This window comes from Sedimenticola sp., from assembly GCF_050289425.1.
Taxonomy (GTDB): Bacteria; Pseudomonadota; Gammaproteobacteria; order Chromatiales; family Chromatiaceae; genus Sedimenticola.
The window spans coordinates 215,669-238,111 of the sequence record NZ_JBNKFS010000001.1; the positions used below are offsets into that span (position 1 = coordinate 215,669).

Below are 22,443 nucleotides of genomic sequence, written 5' to 3' on the forward strand. Positions count from 1 at the left end.
CAGCGATGGATACGGTGGAATTTTAAATCCCCTATCGTCGGCCATCCCGGGAGCTGCCGATCGATGTATAACGCTCAATAGTCTGACGCAATAACCGCTCATCGACCGGTTTGGCCAAAAAGTCATCCATACCGGCCTCGGTACAAGCTTTGCGGATATTGGAAGAGGTATTGGCCGTCAGCGCAATAATCGGCAACCGGCAATCTCCGCTCTCTTGCTCACGGTACTCGCGGGTAAACGCGATACCATCCATTTTCGGCATTCTCAGATCGATAAAGGCGATATCGAAACTATCGCTAAAGACCATTTGCAACGCCTCTTCACCGTTCCTGGCCCAGCTGACACGGCAACCGATACCATCCAACAACGTACTCAGCACTTTGGCATTGATGGCATTATCTTCAGCCATCAGTACATTGACCGGTATCTCCAGTTTGTCGCGGGAATAGATCACCCGGCCACGCTCCTGATAACCACCCCGTTTCAAAACCAACCCGACGTGGCTCAACAGCTCGGATGAAATAAAAGGTTTGATCAGGAAATGACTGGCAGGATGATTATCGGACAGTTTTCTTTCCATGTAACCCAGATAGATGATGGCCAAATCGCTCCCCAGGTGCTGGCGCAATATCCTGCCGATGCGATAGACATCCTGCCCCCCCGGTGAATCGGCAATAATCACAAAATCCAAGCCACCGTGCGTCTCCGCCAACTGAACCACGGCGGACAGCTCATTGACGGCGGACACGCCATAGCAGTAGATTCCGCGCTCGGAGCACGCGCGGCGGAGTATCTCGGCAGTACGTTTGTTAGTCTCATAGATCAGCGCCTTAAATCCCTCAAACAGGTGCGTCCCGTTTGTCATCGGATTCAAGGTCTGGCCGGCAAGCGGGAGACGGATACGAAACAGACTCCCTTGCCCTGGACTGCTTTCGACATCCACCTTCCCCCCCATGAGCTGAGTCAGTCGTCGAGTGATTGTCGTACCGAGTCCCAACCCCCCGTGGCCAGTGGTGGAACTGGCATCGGCCTGCCAGAAACGTTCAAACAGTTGCTGCTGTTGCGCCGGCGGGATCCCGATACCGGTGTCTCTCACTTCGATCAGCAACACTTGACCCGAGTCCTCACCACCAGAGGCGCTCACCTTGGCTGAAAGCTCCACTTCACCCGATTCGGTAAACTTCAACGCATTGGAGAGCAAGTTGCACACGATCTGGCGCAAGCGCAGTTCATCGTAATAGAGCTGCGTCGGCACGCTCTCTTCGATATGGCAGATCAGTTCCAGCCCCTTATCCAGGGCCTGGTGTGACAGCGTCAGGCTCAGGTCCCTGAACAGGCCGCGAATATCAAACAGCCGCGGTTTCAGTTCAAATCCCTCGGTATCCATCTTGGAAAGATCCAGCACTTCACTGATCAGGGAGTCCAGAATATTGGCGGATGAGCTAATGGAATCCACATACTCTTTCTGCTCAATATTCAACTCTGTATTCTTGAGCAACTGGGACATGCCCATAATGCCGCTAAGCGGTGTACGCAATTCATGGGTCATACTGGATAAAAAGATACCTTTGGCCCTGTCTGACTGCTCGGCATCGAGGCGCGCATTGTGCAGCTTGCGCAGCAGTACGTACTGATAGAGCGGCAACATGATCAACAACAACAGAAAAAAGATCACTTCGAATGTGTATTTTTCCCACTGCCCGAGCACCGTCAACACCAAGGCATAGGCCAATATACTCAGTAGGGAGGCGGCCTTGAGGTGATCTTTACCGTAACGGGTGCCGTAGGAGATAAAAATCCAGATATACAGCAGATAAAAAGGACTCACCACATCTTTGGTCAGATAGATGCAGAGACTGGTGGCTGACACATCGAAGATGAGTGACAGATAGCGTCTCGCCTCCCATACCGGGCGATGCAGCACACTCGCCAACAGCGACAGAAACAGCACCAGAAAACAGCCGAATAGCAGGGCGTAATCACCTAAATCAATCCTGTAATAATCGGTCGCTGCCCCAAATCCGATATAAAGAACAGCGAACAACCAGATCGCCAAACGGACCAGTGCGGACTGGAACTCCGGATTTCTCAGAAGTGAAGGTTGTAATGAAGTGAGCATCCTTTGCCTCGATAAGTTTTCTGAACCCTGTAACGATGGCAACATACTACTTTATATCTGCTGCTTTCTGAAATATGAAGCTGAAATATAGCGACAGTTGAACAACTAAACGGCTAACCGGTACACATTTAGCCACTCCCGGCGCCGTCGGTCATGGTAAAATCCGACCTATGAACCAGGCGATCAGGCGAACCATCTTCGAGCGGTTACGGGAACAAAACCCTCATCCCACCACCGAGCTGAATTACACCACCCCTTTCGAATTACTGATTGCGGTCATTCTCTCCGCCCAGGCCACCGACAAAGGGGTAAACAAGGCAACCCAATCACTCTACGCGGTAGCCAATACCCCGGAGACGATCCTGGCATTGGGTGAGTCGGGATTAAAGCGTTACATCAAGACGATTGGCCTATTCAACAGCAAAGCGGGCAATATCATCAAGACCTGTGAACAGCTGATACGCCTGCACCAAGGCCAGGTCCCGCCAGACAGAGCGGCCCTGGAGGCGCTACCCGGTGTCGGCCGTAAGACCGCCAACGTGGTGCTGAATACGGTGTTCAGACAACCGACCATGGCTGTCGACACCCATATATTCCGGGTAGCCAACCGCACCAAATTGGCACCGGGGAAAAATGTGCTTGAGGTAGAGAAAAAATTGCTGCGCCACATACCCAAAGAGTTCCTGCTGGACGCCCATCACTGGCTGATCCTGCATGGACGCTATACCTGCCTGGCTCGCCGCCCGCGCTGCGGTTCCTGTATTATCGAAGACCTGTGTGAATACCGCGATAAAAATCTGGACTGAGGCTGCTGGGACAATGTTTGGAAATGACCGTATAGAGATGCGCCGCTTTTTTACCGAAGCCTGGCGCAAGGCGTGTGCCGGTGAGACACTAATCCCACTGGAGCAGATGCTGGCCGACGTCATCTCCCAGCATCCGGAATACCATGCGTTCCTGGAAAACCCGGACAAGATGCTGGACAAAGACTTTCTTCCGGACTTCGGCGAAACCAATCCCTTCCTGCACATGGGGATGCACATCAGCCTACAGGAACAGATCGGAACAGATCGTCCAACAGGGATCCGCCAACTCTACCAAAAGGTGGTCATGCAGGCGGGCGACCGCCACCAGGCGGAACACCGGATGATGGAGTGTCTGGGGAAAATGCTCTGGGAAGCGCAACGGGATAATCGCATGCCGGATGAACAAGCTTATCTGGATTGCATCCGTGTATTGGCGAAATCAGGGTAAGCGAGCTATTCCTTCTGCTCTAACTGCATCTGTTCCTGCGCTTCCCGCGCTTGGCGGAGTTGAGCACCCTGCCGCTGGATGACATGTTGAATCAGTACATCCCGGTCCCGCTCGCGGATGTGCGCGAAGGCGGTACGCAATTGGTAGCGCTTGTCCGGCTTATTGACATCCTGTTCGACCGGTTCGCAGCCCACCACCTCGGCAAAGCTAAGTATCCCGGCATAAGAGGGCATCAGCAATATCTTTAACTCCAGGATGGCACCCGGTTCAATATATTCATCCACCGCAAAGGAGATGCCGGTGGCACTGATATTGACCGATTGCGTCGGCTTACTCAGCAGCTCTGTGGTTTGGGCCAACAGGGCGCGTCCCAGGATATCGATCTTCTTATCCAGGGATTTCAGGTAAGCGGCGATCTCCGGGCGACTCGCCTCGATCTTATGCAGCGTGCCCATCATCTCCTGACTCACGGCTGCCAGGCTACTGACTACGGTAAAATCGCTATCCAGCTCGTTTTCCAGACGTTCAACGGATGCCGGCAAACTATCAACCGATATCTGACGATAGCCCAAGCTCAAGCTATCGTCGATGCGAAAAAACTGTCGACGTTCATCCTGCTGACTGCTCAATGACCTATTACTCCTGACTCTGGCATCTCTGAAAACTTTCTATTAATCGTGTTGCAACGACAGCGACACTAACTTTTCGGTGTCAGAATGTTCAGCACATCGCCACTATCCTGGTCAGCCCCGCGTTGAATAATCAACTCAACCCGTCGGTTGATCGCCCTGTTTTCCGGTGAATCGTTCGGCACCAGCGGCTCCGAGTCGGCGTGCCCCTCCACCGCTATGCGTTTCGGATCGATATTGGGATCGTCCAGCAAAGCGTGCACCACGGTCACGGCACGGGCCGATGAAAGCTCCCAGTTTGAGCGAAAACGGCTGGTGGAGATCGGCACATCATCGGTATGCCCCGCCACAACAACCGTACCCGGTGTACGGGCCACCGCCTCACTGATTCGGACCATCACCCCGTAGAAATCGTCGTTTAAATCGGCGCTACCTGAAGGGAATGAGCCTTTCTCGTTAATGCGGATAATGATTTTACTCTGTTGAGTCTCCACACTGACCAGATTCTCCTCTATCTCTAATTGCAACGCCTCCTTGATATCCTCGGCCTGCTGCGCCACCTCCTGCAGCTCTTTCTCCTTGGCCGCCTCTACCGCGGCTTGCGCCGCACCCTCCGGTACTTCCAGATTCGGTTTTTCAATCTCGGTTGTCTGTTGACGTACCTCATCAATGATAGAGGGTTCCGGTACAGTGGTGGGGCTGAATTCCTGCATAATGACGCTGGTCCCCATCACGACATCGGGAGCCGGTACTTCGCGCTGCACACCAAAGGCATCCTTCATCGACTCCGCCATCTTCTTAAACCGTATGGCATCAATCTCGGCAAAGGAGAGCAACAAAACGAAGAAACACATCAAGAGTGACATCAGGTCGGCGAAGGTTGCCAACCAGGGCGGTAGGCCATCCTCGCATTTAGGGCAATCGTCCGCCATACCGATTACTCGGCTTCATCCTTGGCGCGTTTATTCGAAGGCAGATAGGTCGAGAGCAACTGCTCCAGTACCCGAGGATTCATGCCCTCCTGGATGCCGGCGATCGTTTCCATAATCAATGATTTATTGGTCTTCTCCAACGCGCTGGCCCGTGCCAGTTTATCGGCCAGGGGCTGGGCAAAGGCATTGGCTATCACCGCACCATACAGCGTAGTCAGCAATGCCACCGCCATTGCCGGTCCAATACTGGCCGGATCGGACATGTTCGCCAGCATCTGTACCAAACCGACCAGTGTACCGATCATACCCATTGCCGGGGCCATAACGGCCATACTCTTGAACATTTTCTGCCCCACCTCATGGCGTTCAATCGTCAGGTCGATATCTTTACCTAACAAACGGTTAACCAGAGCCGGATCATGGCCATCGACACAGAGACTGATACCCTGTTTCAGGAAGGTATTCCCAATCTCCTGTCCCTCCAGCGCCAGCAAGCCATTTTTCCGGGCAATATCCGCCAGTCTGACCGCTTCTTCTATCAAGGTTGCCGCATCGTCCGTCTTATAAAAGAAAGCCTTCATGCCAATGCTGAAGGAACCGAGAAAATCCTTGAGAGAAACCTGCATCAGGGTCGTCATGAAGGTGCCACCAACCACAATCAGGACAGAGGGTATATTGACGAACAACATAACATCACCGCCGGTGGCGATAGCACCGATGATAATACCAAAGCCTCCCAGCAACCCGACCAGTGTCGCTATATCCACAAATACTTCCTCGTTACTCTACAGACCAAGCCCATACATAAATCCAGCATGCAATCCTGTAGCGGACAAGCGTACTGAAACTTTAGATACAGAGACTGCAACAAATTCGGTTAATTCGTTACAATCTGCCATCAATACCGCCCGCTTACAAGCCTTCAAGGGCTCATGCGACGGCTGTTTGCAGACGCGCAGCCTGCGATCCTTTCTCTTATTCGAGCAATCGATACCCTCATCCAATCCGACATGAAGGAAGCATAATGTGAGTAATCCATCCGATAAGCCCGTACTGATCACCGGCTGTTCCAGCGGCATCGGCCTGTGTGTTGCCAGAGGCTTGAAGCAAAAAGGTTATCGGGTGATCGCAAGCGCCAGGAAGACCGGAGATGTAGAGCGTCTGATGGCGGAGGGATTTGAATCGGTCGTCCTGGACCTGGCCGACTCCGACAGCATCCAGCAGGCGGTAGACCAGGTTTTCCGGATGACGGACAATCGCCTCTACGGACTCTTCAACAATGGCGCCTACGGTCAACCAGGTGCGGTGGAAGACCTGAGCCGGGAGGCGCTACGTGCCCAGTTTGAAACCAATCTGTTTGGCTGGCACGAACTGACCTGCCGGATTCTGCCGCTCATGCGCCAGCAGGGAGAGGGCCGTATCATCCAGAACAGCTCGGTACTCGGCCTCGTTGCCCTCGCCTACCGCGGCGCCTACAACGCCAGTAAATTTGCCCTGGAAGGATTGAGCGACACCCTGCGCCTGGAGTTGCAGGGCAGCGGCATTTTCGTCAGCCTGATCGAACCAGGCCCCATCGAGAGCCGTTTTCGGGCCAATGCCTACGCGATGTGGCAGCGCTATGTCGATCCGGCGCAAAGCCCACATCAGGCAGCCTATCAGGCGATGCAGACCCGTCTGACCAAAGACGGCCCCACTGTACCCTTTACCCTGCCGCCGGAAGCGGTGCTGAAACGGGTTATTCACGCCCTGGAGAGTCCCCGGCCACAGATACGGTATTATGTGACCTTCCCCACCTATCTGTTCGGCACACTCAAACGGCTACTGCCTAACCGGATTATGGATGGAATCTTGCGTCGGGTATGAGAAGACCCGCCCCTAGCGCTGGGCGAAATAGTCGGCCAAAAACTGGGAAAAAGAGCCACTTGGGGTCTGTTCCAGCTCCCGCTGTCGCTCCAGGGATGCCTCCGCCTCACGCAAGAACATCCGGTAGCGCCCGTTATCGGGAACATAACCACTGAAATAGTCCCGATGCTGAAGCGATTTGCGCCGCGCAAAATGGAAAAAGCCTTCTCCCTGATCACGCATCTCCCGTAGCATCCTGGCAGAGGGTGTCATGTCCGGATCGTCGACACAGGCGAGTTGCTGTTGCAGCGTCTTTTGGTAGGGCTTTGTCTCATCCCAACGGTCGAGTAACTCACACACGGGAATCATGGCTTGTAACAGTTCCCGTGCCCACACCTGCAGACGGATATCCCGCCCCTGTCGGGACAGATAAAGTGAAGGGTCGCGTCCCCGGTGTGCCGCCCCACCTATATTCTGGTCAATTTCCCGGCGCTCCTGGACGTTGATCGGGGGACTCTCCAATAGCAGGCAGAACACCATGAAAGCGCGCAGGAAATAGAGCTGCTCTTCACTGACGCCTAGCGGATGAAAGGCATTCACATCCAGTGATCGCAACTCAATGTAGCGTACCCCTCGACGTTGCAAAGCCAGCGTCGGTTTTTCCAGCCCATCCAACACCTGTTTGGGGCGCACGGTAGTGTAATACTCGTTTTCGATCTGCAGGATATTGGCATTCAACTGCTCATAACGCCCATCCACTTCTACACCAATCTTTTCCCATAGGGGGCTCGGCGTTTCAATCGCATGGGTCAAACTCTTTATATAGCTATCCAAGTTATTGTAATTGGCCTTGATGCCGACGCCTTTCTCTTTACTATTGGTATAGCCGATATCTCCCATGCGCAACGACGTGGCGAAGGGCTCGTAATAGGTGTTCTGATCAAACTCTTTCAAGTCGGTGGGTTTGTTACCCAGGAAGGATTTGCATACCGCCGGCGACGCACCAAAAAGATAGGGAATCAACCAGCCAAAACGTTGCAGATTCCTGATCAATTCAAGATAGGCACCATCGGTAAAGTCCCGTTGTGGTAGTTTGCTTTGGCGGATCCCGCGATACAGCGGCCAGAAGGCGTCATCAAAGGAAAAATTAAAATGGACGCCGGCAATTACCTGCATGGTTCTGCCGTAACGATGACCGAGTCCCCGTCGATAGACGTTCTTCATAATGCCGGGATTGGAGGTCCCGTAATAGGCCAGCGGTATGTTATCCCCGCCATCCAGGACGCAGGGCATGCTGGTGGCCCACAGGTACTCATTTTCAAGATGATCGTAGACAAACTTCTGCGTATCTTTGAGGAAATCCAGGGCGGCTTCAATGCGTTCACAGGGCGGGGTGATCAGTTCGGCAAGGGCCTCGGAATAATCCGTAGTGATATAGGGGTGTGTCAGTGCCGAACCCAGTGCCTGTGGGTGTGGCCGTTGCGAAATGCCGCCATCCTCGGAGACCCGTAGACACTCTTTCTCCAGACCGACGGCACCGCCGCTGGAGAGGTATCGCCCCATATCATCCGATAATTGCCGGATTCGCTTTTCAACTGATTGATACAATCGTAACTGTCCCAGGTATTGTCAATTCTGGTTATTCGCCCCACCGGCTCCGGACAAAGTCCTCGTGTGACCGCCATTATAGCCATTGAGGTCGCCATCTGTCCGATGAAGAAACCCCGCCCACCAGACTATTACCACAGGACACCCCCCAAGTATCAGAGGATCGGCGTTTTGCATTTAGCCTCAGGTTGGGCAAAGATAGCTGAAATTCAATAGTCAGGATAAATACAGTTTGAAAAAAACGTGTTTTTTAGCGCTGTTGCTCTTTGCGGGCCAACTAAACGCCGCCCCCCTCCAAGAGCCCGCCCAGTCGCGCCACCAGGCAGACAACCGGTCGTGGGAAACGCTCGACAGCAAAAAGCTGAATCTGCGCTCCGCCTCTGCGCTGATCGTTGACAGTCACGGCACCCGAATCTATAGCAAACAGAGTGACACGCCATCGCCCATCGGCTCAATTACCAAGCTGATGACGGTCATGGTCATACTGGATGCCAAACTCCCGCTGGATAAGAAAATTCGCATCACAAAGCAGGATCGGGACTTGATCAGGCTCACCGGATCCAGGCTCGGTTATGGCGCCACTCTGAGCCGTGGAAACCTGCTTGACCTAGCCTTGATGGCCTCCGAAAATCGTGCTGCCAGTGCACTGGCCCGTACTTACCCAGGTGGCACAGAAGCCTTCGTCCGGGCGATGAATACCAAGGCCAGGCAACTGGGAATGAGTGATAGCCGATTTACGGATCCCGCCGGACTGGATGCCGGCAATGTAGCCACCGCCAGAGATCTGGTAAAAATGGTTACGGCGGCAGCTACTTATCCCTTGATTGAAGCAGCGACCACCCGAGTAAGAATGGAGGTACGGCCCTATCCAAAAAGGGGACCGCTAACCTATGGCAATACCAATCGGCTGTTGAAAAATCAGCATTGGGACATTTCCCTTAGCAAGACCGGTTATATCAATGAAGCAGGACGCTGTTTGGTTATGCAGGCCAAGGTCAAAGGACGTAAACTGATCTTCGTGTTACTCAACTCGTTTGGCAAACTGACACCGTTCGGTGATGCAAACAGAATCAAAAAATGGATCGAACGCGGACTCTCAGGGTAAGTCTGCCAGACCCGGGGCAATCGCCCGATCCCGGAGAATGCCAGGCAGACACCCTGCGCTTCAAATCAATTGACCATCGCCGCCCGGCTTTGACCACCGATATAGTCGGCCAGAATATGGGCCGCTTCGTTGAGCATAATACGGGTAACCGGATCATCCTGATCGGGTATCGGCTCGTCGCGGCTCTTCTCCTCATCCAGGTTTTCCGGCTCCGGATCCAACCCGACCGCGGCCAGGAATTGGTTTTTCTCCGCTTTGCGGCGCTTCTCCCGCTGATCCCACTCCACAGCACGCTCTTTTTCAAGTAATGACACCGTGTCCTGGGCCTTGATCTCTTTTAGCATCGTCTCGACCTGAGTCAGGTAGATAAAACCGGGGTCATCCTTGATACGCGACTGGTGCATCTGCCGATAGGGTTCCAGCGGCCCTAGACCTTGTGCTTGATAGTTCACCGCATCTATTTTTGCCCAGGGAAGCGAATTTTCCAGACTCCGCTCACCCAGATCGTCCGATTGCACGGCCGATGGATAAACAATGTCGGGAACCACTCCCTTGAATTGGGTACTGCCCCCATTGACCCGGAAAAACTGCGCCATAGTGAGGCGTAATCGACCGAGATTCTTGTCACCGCGCACATAGCGGCCTAGATCGACCAGGGTTTGCACCGTCCCCTTGCCAAACGTCGGTTCTCCAATAATTATGCCTCGGTGATAGTCCTGTATGGCGCCGGCAAAAATCTCCGAAGCCGAGGCGCTGTGACGATCGACCAGTACCGCCAATGGCCCTCTGTACACCTGATCCGGATCCGGATCACGCTCGACCTCCAATTCACCGGAAGCATTTTTAACCTGCACCACCGGACCGGAGGGGATGAACAGACCCGTCAGTTCCGTCGCCTCGATCAGCGAACCGCCACCGTTTTCACGCAGATCGATGACGATGCCATCCACCCCTTCCTTCTCCAATTCGCGCAGCAATTTACGCACGTCCCGTGTGGTACTGGTGAAATCCTTCTCACCCTCGGTGTAGCCCTGGAAGTCCCGATAAAAGGCCGGGATATCGATCACACCTATACGCTTGTTTCCCATGCCGCCTAAACCCTGGATAACAAATTTTTTGGCGGCCTGGTCTTCCAGCTTGATTTCGTTGCGCACCAGGGTCACCAGTTTGGAGCGGCCGCCAGAACCTTCGCTTTCAGGCAACAACTGCAACCGGACCGTAGTGCCTTTGGCGCCGCGGATAAGATCCACCACATCCTGCAAACGCCAGCCGATCACATCTTCCATTTCACCCGTCGCATCCTGCCCGACACCAATGATCCGGTCACCGGGATTGACTTGTCCGCTCAAGGCCGCTGGCCCCCCGACTACGGTCCGCTGCACCACCGTGTATTCATTTTCATTTTTCAGGACTGCACCAATCCCTTCCAGCGAAAGACGCATGCTGATATCAAAATTTTCCGATACACGCGGTGACATATAAGAGGTGTGGGGTTCCAGGCTCAGGGTATAGGAGTTGATAAACACCTGGAACACGTCATCCGAATCCATCTGGCGGGTCCGCCGTTTGATGCCGGCATACCGCTTGGCCAGGGTACTGCGGATCTCGTCCAGCGGCTTATCCTTCAGTTTCAGATTGAGGACATCGCCCTTTACCTTTTTGCGCCACAGTTCGTTCAGGGCGGCGGTATCGGCTGTCCAGGGAGACTTCTGGCGGTCGAAGCGATAGCTTTCATCGATAGTAAAATCAAAATCCCGCTTGAGCATTTTCAGCGCGTAGTCGATCCGCTCATCGACCCGTTGACGATAGACACGAAAGATGCTGAATGCCGCATCCAGCCGGGCGTCTTTCAGATCGTCATCGAGACGGTCACTCACCACATCGAAGCGGTCGATATCACCCTGGGTAAAGAAACTCTTGTTCGGATCCAAAACCTCCAAATAGCGTTTCAGAATCGAACGGGACATCTCATCATCAAGATGGGGTTTCTTGTAGTGATACTCATCGATCACTTTCAGGATAATCAGGGTGGATTGCCGCTGTGAGCGTGTCGGCTGCAACTCATCGAGCGCAACTTCCCGGACACTTCCCCAGGCAAGTGCAAAACACTGAACAAGCAGCAAGGTCCAAAAAAGTAGATATCTGGATTTCATAAAGTTGGGTCGCATCCTGTTAAACACCCGTTGGACCCTGTTTTCGTCCAATAGGTTCATGACAACATAAGTGGAGTGTAACACGCCCCTAACCAAGTAGCGGCTGGACAGGCCGTAACGCCGTAAGCAGCGGCCGATACGCATCATCATCCGGTCCGATATACCCGTGCCGGATAAGGAAATCGATAATCACCAGATTGCAGTTTAGCTTGAATTCAGAACTGTTTCTGACCCGATCCATCACCTGTTCAATCGGCCAGAGATAGAAGGCCTGGACTTCGCCATCCATACAACATGGCACAAATTCTTTAGGTAATTCAAGATCATAGCAGTATAGCGTATCGGATTTAAAACCGTTTTCAGTGTCCATATGATAACTGACGGCACCTACCGAAATCGCCTGACTTGCCAACTGCCCGGGGATGCCCGCCTCTTCCCAGCACTCCTTGGCCAGATTCTCGGATAGCGACAGACCGTAGGGCAGGCCTCCGGCGGCCAGATTATCCAACCTTCCCGGATAATGTAAGCGGTCATCTGCGCGTCGGCTCACCCACATCTTGAGACCCGTTTCGTCCCTGACCAGTCCATTGACGTGTTGGCCATAGGCACGGATACCAAAGTAGGGGGCGATGGCGCGGTCAATCAGCAGCAAAGGCTCTTCACCATCTTCAACCATGGCGGCATAACGTTCCCCATGGATATGACTCAACACACCCTGTTCGACCAGTTGATCCAGTACCTCAGCCACCCGCCGGGAGCGTTCCATCAGATCGGGGCCGGTGCAATTGAGGGCTACCGACTCCCTGGTCACGGAAAAAACCGCCGGCCAATGTTGCAGAAACTCGGCAAACCCGGGACGTATTCGGCCAACGACCTGATTGTCGATGGTGAAGGGGATGTAACGACTTGCATCATGATCATTGCAAGCGGCAACATGATCCAGAAAGCCCATTGGCACACTTCCTTGCTACGACCGGCGCCATGTCACCGGTAAACTGATTATAAGGTTAGCGGAATAGTGGCAATTATTCCGCTAATCACTCCACAACAACGGCGCTGACAACACGACTGCTCCAGCGGTTGAGCTGTCGTTTGTCATCGAGGCGAATCGCACTGCGCAGTGTCACACTCTTCCCGGCGCCGAGTATACCCGGCAATCGGTATTGTGCTCTTACCGTTATCCTGCCGCCGGCATTCGCCTCGCCCAATTGAACGCGAACATCATCGGCCGCCACCGGTGTGGGATTTTCCAGGTAAATCAGCACAACACCGGTACGGTCAAGGCCCAATCGACTCTTGATATAGCGCTGTGGGTGTGCCGGCAGGTCCAGCCTGACCAGCGCCTTGGCCGCCGCCTTGCCTTGCTCACCGGCGGCCCCCGAAGCCTGTCGGTAATGAGCGATGGCCGACTGTTGATCGCCTTCGCGCAACGCCAATCCGCCAAGCAGGTAGTGGGCATCCGCTGTCGGCAGCAGATCCAGACTTCGCTTCAGGTCTTGTCTTGCACCCGCCCGATCGCCCAGTTCAACCTTGACCTCCCCACGCTTCAGATAGTGGCGGAAAAATCCGTCATCCCGGGAAACCGCTTCATCGTAGGCGGCCAACGCCTTGCGGTATGCCCCCCGTTGTCCGAAAGCATCACCTTTGAGGCCGTAGAACAACGCCTCCCGGGGCTCGACCGCGATCGCCCGATTAGCCAGAGAAAGAGCCTGCTCCGGTTGTTTTTTTCCCAAAGCCGCCACACCATCAGCATAATTTTTATAGGCGGGTGCCGCCTTTTTAAGCCTGGCAATCATCTCCCTATAGCGGGCCGTACCCAGCTCCCCGCCTTTCCCCAACTCCTGCGCTCTTTGTCGATTTTTCTCCACCCGCTCTGTAGAGGGAGGATGACTGGCAAACAGGCCGCTTAACCAGTTCTGCTGACGATCTTTCGAGAGCCTGACAAAGGTTTCCTGCAGGCCGACCGCCGCCAACGGATCGTAGCCGGCCCGGGCCATGTAGCTCATCCCATAGTAATCGGCCTCCAGTTCGGCATCCCGGGAATACCCCTGATTGATCAGGCTAGCCCCCACGGAGGCGGCCCCCACGGCCAATTGCGAATAATCGCTGTCGCGGGTTGCCACACCGGCTGCCAGCATTACGCCCTGCAGCAGCATGCCGCGTTCAATACCCTGGGCACCATGTCGGGCCGCCGCATGGACGATTTCATGCCCCAGCACCGCCGCCAGCTCCGCCTCATTCTTCAGCTCTAGCAGCAGCCCCCGGTTCACCGCGATCTTGCCACCCGGTAGCGCCCAGGCATTGGGGGTGGAGTCATTCAGCACGGCGAATTCATAAGGGAGTTGCCGATCACTCACGGCGGCAAGACGTTGCCCCACACGCTGAACATAGTGAGTTAATTCCGGATCAAGCTTAAAATCACCGCCCTGCATCTGCCGACTGGGCCGATACTGCTTACGCCCGATCGCCAATTCATTCTCTTCAGAGACCAGCGACAATTCACTCTTTCCGGTAACCGGATTGGTGGCACAGCCGGATAACGCCACCAGAAACAGCCCACCCCAGATACATCCGGATACGACTTTAACTATTTGATGATAACTGCTCATACGCCACCTTCCCTGCGTTTAATCTCGTCCCAGGCCGCATCCATCACCGACAGATCCGCAGCCGTCAAGGTATACCCCTCCTCCAGCAAGCGCGACTCCATTGCACTGAAGCGTGACTCGAACTTACCGTTGGCGGCACGCAACAGGCTCTCGGCATCGAACCCCAGATGCCGGGACAGATTGACACAACTGAACAACAGGTCTCCCATCTCATCGGCTATCCGCCGTTTATCACCCTGCTCCAAACTCAACTCCGCTTCCAGTTCGGCCAGCTCTTCCCGCACCTTTTCCAATACCGCCCCTCTATCCGGCCAATCAAACCCAACCTTCGCCGCCCGCTTTTGCAGCTTGCTGGCCCGCAGCAAAGCCGGCAGGGCATGCGCCACCCCATCCAGTTGTCCAACCTGGCCATCCGTTGCACGCTGTTGTCGCTCTTCTGCCTTCAACTGCTCCCAGACGACGCTCTGTTCCGCGGCATCCGCCACCTGAGCATCGGCAAACACGTGTGGATGACGATTTACCATCTTTTCACAGATACCGTGGACCACATCATCGAAGTTAAACGCACCCTGTTCACTGGCAATCCGGGCGTAGAACACCACCTGAAACAGCAGATCGCCCAATTCACCACAGAGTTCACCCATGTCGCCCTGGGCGATACTGTCGGCAACCTCGTAGACCTCCTCAATGGTGTAGGGAACGATACTCTCCAACGTCTGTTCCCTGTCCCACGGGCAGCCGCCGTTAGGGTCACGCAGTCGGTCCATGATCTCCACCAGTCGCTGAATACTCATCTCACTTTCCCGGATAAATCACACACAAGATAACCATAGAAGTCAGGGTTGACACCGCTGTTTAAAAAACCAGCCGCTTAGGTTGAAACTTAACTCATCAAGCTGCGGTCTTTATATAGAACCCGCGTTTTTTTTACAAACATTCACGGCAAAGCCCAGGAACATAAACTAAGCTTCGTAATTAAGGGACTAGCTGGATAACGCCGGAGGATGTTAACCATAAGCTTGCGCTGACTGCGCAAAAAAAGATAACAAGCAGCGGGCAATCTGGGCGAGGAGAAAACTGACACCATACTGCGGTTAGTGCGGATGGCAGTACCGTATAACACTATCAGGAGGGACGACTCCATGACCATTTTTGACCATTTCCAGGGCCGCTACGAGGCCAATCAGGAATCAGAAATCACTCTCGAGGAATATCTCGATCTCTGTAAAGAAGATAAATCAGCCTATGCCTCTGCCGCCGAGCGGCTGCTGATCGCCATTGGTGATCCTGTCTTGGTCGATACCAGCAAAGACCCACGCCTTAGCCGCATTTTCTCAAACAAGGTGATCAAGACCTACCCCAGCTTCAACGGATTTTACGGAATGGAAGATGCCATCGAGTCGGTGGTGTCATTCCTACGTCACGCAGCCCAGGGTCTGGAAGAGAAAAAGCAGATCCTGTACCTGTTAGGCCCAGTGGGTGGCGGCAAGTCGTCCCTTGCCGAACAACTCAAATACCTGATGGAGAAAGTACCCTTTTATGCCTTAAAAGGTTCTCCGGTGAATGAGAGCCCACTGGGCCTATTCGACCCCGAAGAGGACGGCGAGCTAATCCTTGAACGCTACGGCGTACCGCGCCGCTATCTGGACCATATTCCTAGCCCCTGGGCAGTGAAACGCCTGCGGGAGTACGGCGGCGATATCTCCAAGTTCAAAGTGGTCAAGCTCTGGCCGAGCCGGCTCAGCCAGACCGCCATCGCCAAGACCGAACCGGGCGACGAAAACAACCAGGACATCTCCAGTCTGACCGGCAAGGTGGACATCCGGAAACTGGATGAGTTCTCACAAGATGATCCCGATTGCTACAGCTTCTCCGGCGGTCTCTGCCAGGCCAACCAGGGCTTGCTGGAATTTGTCGAGATGTTTAAGGCGCCGATCAAGGTGCTGCATCCGCTGTTAACCGCCACCCAGGAAGGAAACTATAAAGGCACCGAGGGTATCTCGGCGATTCCGTTCGAGGGTATCATTCTGGCCCACTCCAATGAATCGGAATGGCAGAGCTTTAAAAACAACAAAAACAATGAAGCCTTTCTTGACCGGGTAAATATCGTCAAGGTGCCCTACTGCCTACGGGTTACCGAAGAGATTGAGATCTACAAAAAACTAATCGCCAACTCCAGTCTGGCCGATGCCCCCTGCGCGCCGGACACCTTAAAGATGATGGCCCAGTTCGCGGTGTTGACCCGGCTGAAGGAACCGGAAAATTCCAACATCTGGAGCAAGATGCGGGTCTACGATGGCGAAAACCTGAAGGATACCGATCCCAAGGCAAAAAGCCTAATGGAGTATAAGGACTATGCCGGCGTGAATGAAGGCATGAACGGCCTGAGCACCCGTTTCTCTTACAAGATTCTCTCCAAGGTGTTCAACTTCGACAATACTGAAGTGGCCGCCAATCCGGTACACCTGCTCTACGTTCTGGAACAACAGATCATGCAGGAACAGTTTCCACCGGAACTGCAGGAGCGCTATCTGGAGTACATCAAGGGGCATCTGGTTCCCGAGTACATCAAATTCATCGGCAAGGAGATCCAGACCTCTTATCTGGAGAGCTATTCCGAATACGGGCAAAATATTTTCGACCGCTATGTCACCTATGTCGATTATTGGTTGCAGGATCAGGAGTTCCGGGATCCGGATACCGGTGAATTCCTCAATCGCGCCGCCCTTAACGAAGAGCTGGAAAAGATCGAAAAACCGGCCGGCATCTCCAATCCCAAGGATTTTCGTAACGAAATCGTTAACTTCGTACTGCGAGCCAGAGCCAATAACAACGGAAAGAATCCGAACTGGACCAGCTATGAAAAGCTGCGCACCGTCATCGAAAAGAAAATGTTCTCCAATACCGAGGAGCTGTTGCCGGTCATCAGTTTCAATGCCAAGGCCTCAACTGAGGATCAGCAGAAGCATGAAGACTTCATCAGCCGCATGATGACAAAAGGTTATACCCGCAAGCAGGTCAGATTGTTATCCGAATGGTACCTGCGGGTACGTAAATCGAACTGAGCCATAGCGAGGTGAGTAGAGCAAACCGCCGAAAACGTCTCAGAGTAAGGAAGTAATCTATGGCCATGATCATTGACCGAAGGCTTGACGGGCGCAACAAAAGTGCCGTAAACCGTCAACGTCTGATGCGGCGCTACAAGCAGCAGATAAAAAAATCCGTATCAGATGCCATCAGCAAACGCTCCATCACCGATACCCAGTCCGGTGAAAAGATCAATATTCCCGCCAAGGACGTTAAAGAACCGATCATCCATCACGGCCAGGGGGGGATACAGGAGAACGTACACCCGGGAAATAAACAGTTCAGTCAGGGCGATAAGGTCAAGCGGCCGGAAAAATCGGGCCAGGGCGGTGGCGGCAGCCAGGCGTCCAACTCGGGTGAAGGCGAAGATGATTTTGGCTTCGACATCTCCAAGGATGAATATCTCGACCTGCTGTTTGAAGAGCTGGCGCTGCCCAACCTGGTAAAGACCAAGGTGGTGGCGCAAGCCGCCAAGACAATGGTAAGGGCCGGCTTTTCCAACACCGGCGTCGCATCCAATCTGAATCTGGTCCGTACCATGCGGCGTGCCAAGGGTCGCAAGATAGCCATCGCATCGCCCTATAGCAAACGTTGCCGGGAACTGGAACAGCAGCTCGAGCAGGAGCTGGAGAAAAAGCCCCATAACGAAGAGAAGATAAAGAGCCTGCGGGAAGAGTTGTCGGTGCTGCGCTCACGCATCGATGCGATTCCCTTTATCGATACCTATGACCTGAAATTCAACCAGTTCATCCCGCAACCGAAACCGATCACCCAAGCGGTCATGTTTTGCATCATGGATGTCTCCGGCTCCATGAGCCAGGCCACCAAGGATATCGCCAAGCGTTTCTTCATCCTGCTCTATCTGTTCCTCAACCGCAGTTATGAAAAAACCGATGTGGTGTTTATCCGGCACCACACCTCGGCCAAGGAAGTCGATGAAGAGGAGTTCTTCTACTCGCGCGAGACGGGGGGCACGATCGTCTCCAGCGCCCTCAAGCTGATGCGCGATATCATCCGCGAGCGTTATCCCACGGAGGATTGGAACATCTATGCGGCACAGGCCAGCGATGGAGATAACTGGGAGGACGACAGCTCCACTTGCCGCGATCTGATGCTCGATTCGATCATGCCGTATCTGCAGTACTATGCCTATGTGGAGATACACAATCAGGAACACCAGGGCCTATGGCGGGAGTATGAGAAGGTCAGCGAGGCATTCGAAACGTTCTCGATGAAGCAGATTAGGGACGCCGGTGAAATCTATCCGGTATTCCATGAACTCTTTAAAAGGCAAGAGGCATGAAAAGTTGGCAGGACAGACAATTTCCACGGCCACAGGCCACCCGTCAGGGTGCGACACAGGGAGCGTTTGCCGAGGGAGGTGTTGAATGAACACTCCCAGCCGCAAACAGCGCAGTGATGGAAAGCCCCCGTCCGACACCGGCAAGAAACGCCCAGTCATCTCTACCGAATCGGACTGGACCTTCGACCTGATCGAAGAGTACAACCACGAGATCGAACGGATCGCCAAGGATATCTATCACCTTGACTGCTATCCGGTCCAGTTGGAGTTGATTTCCAGCGAGCAGATGATGGATGCCTATGCGTCGGTCGGTATGCCGATCGGCTATAACCACTGGAGTTTCGGTAAACAGTTTGTCATCACCGAAAAAAATTACAAACGGGGCCAGATGAATCTGGCCTATGAGATTGTCATCAACTCCAACCCCTGTATTGCCTATCTAATGGAAGAGAACACCATGACCATGCAGGCGCTGGTGATTGCCCATGCCGCCTACGGCCACAACAGCTTCTTTAAAGGCAACTACCTGTTCAAAATCTGGACCGACGCGGAAGCGATCATCGATTATCTGATTTTCGCCAAGAACTATGTCGCCGAGTGTGAAGAGAAATACGGTATTCAAGAGGTGGAAGAGATACTCGACTCCTGCCATGCGCTGATGAACTTTGGGGTTGACCGTTATAAACGGAGGGCCGGCGAAACCCTGGAAGATGAGCCGCGCGTGCAATCTGACCGCGAGCTGATGCTACAGCACCATGTCAATGAACTGTGGCGCCAACTAAACATTTTCGAACCGGAAGAGAAGGAGAAAACAAACAAGCGGATTCCTCCCGAACCCCAGGAGAACATCCTTTACTTTCTGGAAAAAAACGCACCGCTGCTCAAACCCTGGCAGCGCGAAATCATCCGTATCGTACGCAAGATTGCCCAGTATTTTTACCCGCAACGACAGACCCAGGTGATGAACGAAGGGTGGGCCTGTTTCTGGCACTACACCATTATGAATCACATGTATGATGAAGGGCTGATCAATGATGCCGCCATGCTGGAGTTCATGCATACCCACACCAACGTCATCTCCCAGCCCGATTTCGACAGCCCTTATTATTCCGGCATTAACCCCTATGCACTCGGTTTCAAGATGATGATGGATATCCGACGTATCTGTGAAGAGCCAACCGAGGAAGATATCCAGTGGTTCCCGGATATCGCCCACAGCGACTGGCAAAAGACCCTCGACTTCGCCATGCGCAATTTCAAGGACGAAAGTTTCATCGGTCAATACCTCTCGCCAAGGCTGATTCGGGAATTCCGCCTCTTTTCGGTACTCGATGATGACCGCAATGAAACCCTGGATATCTCTGCCATTCATGACGATGTTGGGTATCGCGCCGTGCGTGAAAAATTGAGCGCACAGTACAATCTCAGCAACCGGGAGCCCAATCTTCAGGTCTACAATGTGGACCACCAAGGCGACAGAACACTGACCCTCAGATACTACAAGGACAAGAACCGCCCCCTCTCTGACACCACTGACGAGGTGATCAAACATCTGCACCGGCTGTGGGGTTTCAAGGTGGAGATCGAAACGGTAGAGAGTGACGGAGGCACCCAGATCACCCATCGCTGCCCACAGCCGGTCACGGAGGATGCAGCTGATATTTAACCGCTATCCTGCAGACTGTAACACTTGGGAGAGACACCCAACTCGGTTCTGAACATCGCCGCAAAAGCGCTACCGCTCTGGTAACCCAACTCGAAAGCCACCTGGGTGACCGACTCTCCCTGACCCAGCCGCTCAATCGCCTCCATCAGACGCAAACGTCTACGCCAGGCCCCAAAGCTCATCCCCGTCTCTTTGACAAACAGACGTGAGAGGCTACGGGCACTGGTGCCGACACGCTCCGCCCACGCTTCAATTTTCGCCGGATCGGCTGGCCGCTCCACCAGGGCATCCATCACCTTTCGTATCTTGGGGTGCCGCGACATCGGTAGATGCAGGGGAGCCCGTTTCATCTGCCGCAATTCATCCACAATCACTTCCATCAGGCGCCTTTCCGGCCCCACCGACGGATAACTATTACCGATCTTTACTGCCCGCAGAATCAGTTCCCGTAACAGCGGGCTGACGGCGATGACGCAACAATCGCTCGGTAAGCCTCCGCTCCAGGCCGGATCGACATAGACGGAACGTATCGCGATCGCCTCGGTAGCGATCACCTGGTGTTCGATCATGGAGGGTATCCAGACCGCCTGTGTCGACGGGACCAGCCAAGTACCCAGGCTGGTGATGACCCGCATCACCCCCTCGATCGAGTAAAGCAGTTGTGCCCGGGGGTGGGTGTGGGGCGCTCCTTGCTCACGTTCGAGGTCGATGGCGATCGAGACAACCGGGAGATCAGGATTGAGGATCTGGCCCGTGGTTGAGGGTGGCAACATTGGCAGTTTCTCTATAAAAATTGTCTTTTTAACTGTAACACGCCACATCGGATTGAGCGACAATCTGTATATGAAATCCTCGCCCGCACACCCCTGGAAACGCCCCGATCTTTTGCTGATGCTGATGGCCGCCGCGGTACCAATCAGTTTTGCGGCCTGGCAGACCCTGCTGAACAACTTCGCCATCGAGATGGCGGCGTTTACCGGCAAAGAGATGGGTATACTACAGAGTCTGCGGGAGATCCCGGGATTCCTCGCCTTTGGCGTCATCTTTCTTCTGCTGCTGTTTCGGGAGCAGACCCTGGCTTACATCTCTCTGCTGCTTCTGGGCATCGGTACCGCATTAACCGGTTTTTTCCCATCGATCATCGGCCTCTATCTCACCACCATCGTAATGTCTCTCGGCTTCCATTATTACGAGACCTTGCAGACATCTCTGGCCCTGCAGTGGATCGATAAACGGCACTCCGCCGAGACCCTGGGACGGCTGATCGCTACCGGCTCCTTTGCCGCGATCCTGACATTTGGCCTGATCTGGTTAGCCAATGACCTGCTTCACCTGGGTTACCTGTGGCTCTATCTCCTCACCGGCGGCATTACCATCACAATCGCCCTGCTCGCCTGGCTGGTCTTCCCGCTGTTCCCACAACACACCGAGCAGCACAAGCATATGGTGTTCAGGCGCCGTTACTGGCTCTACTATGCCCTCACCTTCATGTCCGGTGCGCGCCGCCAGATATTTGTCGTTTTTGCCGGCTTTTTGATGGTGGAGAAATTCGGTTACTCGGTGAGCGATATCGCCATGCTGTTTCTCCTAAACGCTTCACTGAATGTCCTGTTCGCCCGCCGTATCGGCCGATTGGTTGGCCGTATCGGCGAAAGAAATGCCCTGCTGTTCGAATACACCGGGCTGATCCTGGTATTCAGCGGCTATGCGCTGGTAGAACAGGCAGGATGGGCAGCCGGGCTCTACGTGCTGGACCATCTGTTCTTTGCCATGGCAATCGCCCTAAAAACCTACTTTCAAAAAATCGCCGCACCAGAGGATATTGCGGCTACAGCCGGGGTCAGTTTTTCCATCAACCACATTGCGGCGGTGGTCATTCCGGCCAGCTTCGGCCTGCTCTGGCTCACCTCACCGGACCTGGTCTTTTACTGCGGGGCGGCCATGGCACTGGTTTCACTGCTGCTCTCAATGCTGATCCCGGATGCACCGGAAGCCGGTCGTGAACACCGCTTCTCCCGACTGGCTGCGGAACGTTAGGCAACTTGGACCACTCAGGTTACCCTTCGCTCTTCAAAACCGATTAATACATTTTTTGTCCTACCGATTGACAGATTGATTCACTTGGTTAATATTGAC

General features: G+C 54.0%; 18 protein-coding genes. 8 read left to right on the top strand and 10 right to left on the bottom strand.

Annotated elements, in window-relative coordinates; all coding sequences use genetic code 11:
- Positions 1-31: 31 nt before the first annotated feature.
- Complete coding sequence (locus ACQY5R_RS01070; protein ID WP_428603481.1) at positions 32-2,119, bottom strand: ATP-binding protein; 2,088 nt, start codon at positions 2,117-2,119, stop codon at positions 32-34.
- 170 nt (positions 2,120-2,289) lie between these two features.
- Between ACQY5R_RS01070 and nth the strand changes: the two genes are divergently transcribed.
- Positions 2,290-2,925, top strand: coding sequence for an endonuclease III (gene nth, locus ACQY5R_RS01075; RefSeq protein WP_428603483.1), 636 nt, complete (start codon positions 2,290-2,292; stop codon positions 2,923-2,925).
- Between the two features lie 13 nt (positions 2,926-2,938).
- Positions 2,939-3,373 carry a DUF1841 family protein gene (locus ACQY5R_RS01080; RefSeq protein ID WP_428603485.1) on the top strand — a complete coding sequence of 145 codons (435 nt, stop codon included), beginning with the start codon at positions 2,939-2,941 and terminating at the stop codon, positions 3,371-3,373.
- Positions 3,374-3,378: 5 nt separating this feature from the next.
- Here the strand turns inward: ACQY5R_RS01080 and ACQY5R_RS01085 are convergent, their stop codons facing one another.
- From ACQY5R_RS01085 to pomA, 3 genes are all read right to left on the bottom strand, one after another.
- A complete protein-coding gene (locus ACQY5R_RS01085; RefSeq protein WP_428603487.1) occupies positions 3,379-4,002 on the bottom strand; it encodes a PilZ domain-containing protein in 624 nt (207 codons plus the stop codon).
- Between the two features lie 68 nt (positions 4,003-4,070).
- The gene (gene tssL / locus ACQY5R_RS01090) at positions 4,071-4,934 is read right to left on the bottom strand and encodes a type VI secretion system protein TssL, long form (protein ID WP_428603489.1); all 864 of its coding nucleotides are present in this window, start codon (positions 4,932-4,934) and stop codon (positions 4,071-4,073) included.
- A 5-nt stretch (positions 4,935-4,939) separates the two neighbouring features.
- The gene (pomA, locus tag ACQY5R_RS01095; protein WP_428603492.1) at positions 4,940-5,701 is read right to left on the bottom strand and encodes a flagellar motor protein PomA; all 762 of its coding nucleotides are present in this window, start codon (positions 5,699-5,701) and stop codon (positions 4,940-4,942) included.
- Between the two features lie 259 nt (positions 5,702-5,960).
- Here pomA and ACQY5R_RS01100 point away from each other — a divergent pair, with 259 nt between their 5' ends.
- Positions 5,961-6,797, top strand: a complete 837-nt coding sequence (locus ACQY5R_RS01100) for an SDR family oxidoreductase (RefSeq protein ID WP_428603494.1) — start codon at positions 5,961-5,963, stop codon at positions 6,795-6,797.
- Between the two features lie 12 nt (positions 6,798-6,809).
- Here the strand turns inward: ACQY5R_RS01100 and gshA are convergent, their stop codons facing one another.
- Positions 6,810-8,384 (bottom strand): glutamate--cysteine ligase, encoded by a 1,575-nt coding sequence (gshA, locus tag ACQY5R_RS01105; protein ID WP_428603496.1) that lies wholly within the window; start codon positions 8,382-8,384, stop codon positions 6,810-6,812.
- Positions 8,385-8,616: 232 nt separating this feature from the next.
- On the opposite strand from gshA, the gene pbpG reads away from it, so the two are divergent.
- Positions 8,617-9,489: a D-alanyl-D-alanine endopeptidase gene (pbpG, locus tag ACQY5R_RS01110; protein WP_428603498.1), complete on the top strand. Its 873-nt coding sequence runs from the start codon at positions 8,617-8,619 to the stop codon at positions 9,487-9,489.
- 65 nt (positions 9,490-9,554) lie between these two features.
- On the opposite strand, the gene ACQY5R_RS01115 is transcribed toward pbpG, so the two are convergent.
- From ACQY5R_RS01115 to mazG, 4 genes are all read right to left on the bottom strand, one after another.
- Positions 9,555-11,642 carry a carboxy terminal-processing peptidase gene (locus tag ACQY5R_RS01115; RefSeq protein ID WP_428603500.1) on the bottom strand — a complete coding sequence of 696 codons (2,088 nt, stop codon included), beginning with the start codon at positions 11,640-11,642 and terminating at the stop codon, positions 9,555-9,557.
- Between the two features lie 88 nt (positions 11,643-11,730).
- Complete coding sequence (locus ACQY5R_RS01120) at positions 11,731-12,594, bottom strand: DUF4743 domain-containing protein (protein WP_428603502.1); 864 nt, start codon at positions 12,592-12,594, stop codon at positions 11,731-11,733.
- 85 nt (positions 12,595-12,679) lie between these two features.
- Positions 12,680-14,251, bottom strand: a complete 1,572-nt coding sequence (locus ACQY5R_RS01125; RefSeq protein WP_428603504.1) for a M48 family metalloprotease — start codon at positions 14,249-14,251, stop codon at positions 12,680-12,682.
- Positions 14,248-15,045: a nucleoside triphosphate pyrophosphohydrolase gene (mazG, locus tag ACQY5R_RS01130; protein ID WP_428603506.1), complete on the bottom strand. Its 798-nt coding sequence runs from the start codon at positions 15,043-15,045 to the stop codon at positions 14,248-14,250. The genes ACQY5R_RS01125 and mazG overlap by 4 nt, the downstream gene beginning before the upstream one ends.
- Positions 15,046-15,393: 348 nt before the next feature.
- Between mazG and ACQY5R_RS01135 the strand changes: the two genes are divergently transcribed.
- The 3 genes from ACQY5R_RS01135 (at position 15,394) to ACQY5R_RS01145 (ending at position 20,307) form a co-directional block, all read left to right on the top strand.
- Positions 15,394-17,316, top strand: coding sequence for a PrkA family serine protein kinase (locus ACQY5R_RS01135; protein ID WP_428603508.1), 1,923 nt, complete (start codon positions 15,394-15,396; stop codon positions 17,314-17,316).
- Positions 17,317-17,375: 59 nt separating this feature from the next.
- Positions 17,376-18,641 (top strand): YeaH/YhbH family protein, encoded by a 1,266-nt coding sequence (locus tag ACQY5R_RS01140; RefSeq protein WP_428603510.1) that lies wholly within the window; start codon positions 17,376-17,378, stop codon positions 18,639-18,641.
- A gap of 85 nt (positions 18,642-18,726) precedes the next feature.
- Positions 18,727-20,307 (top strand): SpoVR family protein, encoded by a 1,581-nt coding sequence (locus ACQY5R_RS01145; protein WP_428603512.1) that lies wholly within the window; start codon positions 18,727-18,729, stop codon positions 20,305-20,307.
- Here the strand turns inward: ACQY5R_RS01145 and ACQY5R_RS01150 are convergent.
- Entirely contained in the window at positions 20,304-21,080 is a 777-nt protein-coding gene (locus ACQY5R_RS01150) for an AraC family transcriptional regulator (protein ID WP_428603514.1), read from the bottom strand. The two genes, ACQY5R_RS01145 and ACQY5R_RS01150, sit on opposite strands and share 4 nt — an antisense overlap.
- 70 nt (positions 21,081-21,150) lie before the next feature.
- Here ACQY5R_RS01150 and ACQY5R_RS01155 point away from each other — a divergent pair, with 70 nt between their 5' ends.
- A complete protein-coding gene (locus ACQY5R_RS01155; RefSeq protein ID WP_428603516.1) occupies positions 21,151-22,344 on the top strand; it encodes an MFS transporter in 1,194 nt (397 codons plus the stop codon).
- The last annotated feature ends 99 nt before the right edge of the window (positions 22,345-22,443 follow it).

Coding starts and splice junctions, on each gene's coding strand:
- ACQY5R_RS01115 (WP_428603500.1), bottom strand. CDS start 11,642: ATGAAATCCAGATATCTACTTTTTTGGACCTTGCTGCTTGTTCAGTGT.
- ACQY5R_RS01125 (WP_428603504.1), bottom strand. CDS start 14,251: ATGAGCAGTTATCATCAAATAGTTAAAGTCGTATCCGGATGTATCTGG.
- ACQY5R_RS01150 (WP_428603514.1), bottom strand. CDS start 21,080: ATGTTGCCACCCTCAACCACGGGCCAGATCCTCAATCCTGATCTCCCG.
- ACQY5R_RS01120 (WP_428603502.1), bottom strand. CDS start 12,594: ATGGGCTTTCTGGATCATGTTGCCGCTTGCAATGATCATGATGCAAGT.
- ACQY5R_RS01140 (WP_428603510.1), top strand. CDS start 17,376: ATGGCCATGATCATTGACCGAAGGCTTGACGGGCGCAACAAAAGTGCC.
- ACQY5R_RS01135 (WP_428603508.1), top strand. CDS start 15,394: ATGACCATTTTTGACCATTTCCAGGGCCGCTACGAGGCCAATCAGGAA.
- ACQY5R_RS01080 (WP_428603485.1), top strand. CDS start 2,939: ATGTTTGGAAATGACCGTATAGAGATGCGCCGCTTTTTTACCGAAGCC.
- mazG (WP_428603506.1), bottom strand. CDS start 15,045: ATGAGTATTCAGCGACTGGTGGAGATCATGGACCGACTGCGTGACCCT.
- ACQY5R_RS01155 (WP_428603516.1), top strand. CDS start 21,151: ATGAAATCCTCGCCCGCACACCCCTGGAAACGCCCCGATCTTTTGCTG.
- nth (WP_428603483.1), top strand. CDS start 2,290: ATGAACCAGGCGATCAGGCGAACCATCTTCGAGCGGTTACGGGAACAA.
- ACQY5R_RS01070 (WP_428603481.1), bottom strand. CDS start 2,119: ATGCTCACTTCATTACAACCTTCACTTCTGAGAAATCCGGAGTTCCAG.
- tssL (WP_428603489.1), bottom strand. CDS start 4,934: ATGGCGGACGATTGCCCTAAATGCGAGGATGGCCTACCGCCCTGGTTG.
- ACQY5R_RS01145 (WP_428603512.1), top strand. CDS start 18,727: ATGAACACTCCCAGCCGCAAACAGCGCAGTGATGGAAAGCCCCCGTCC.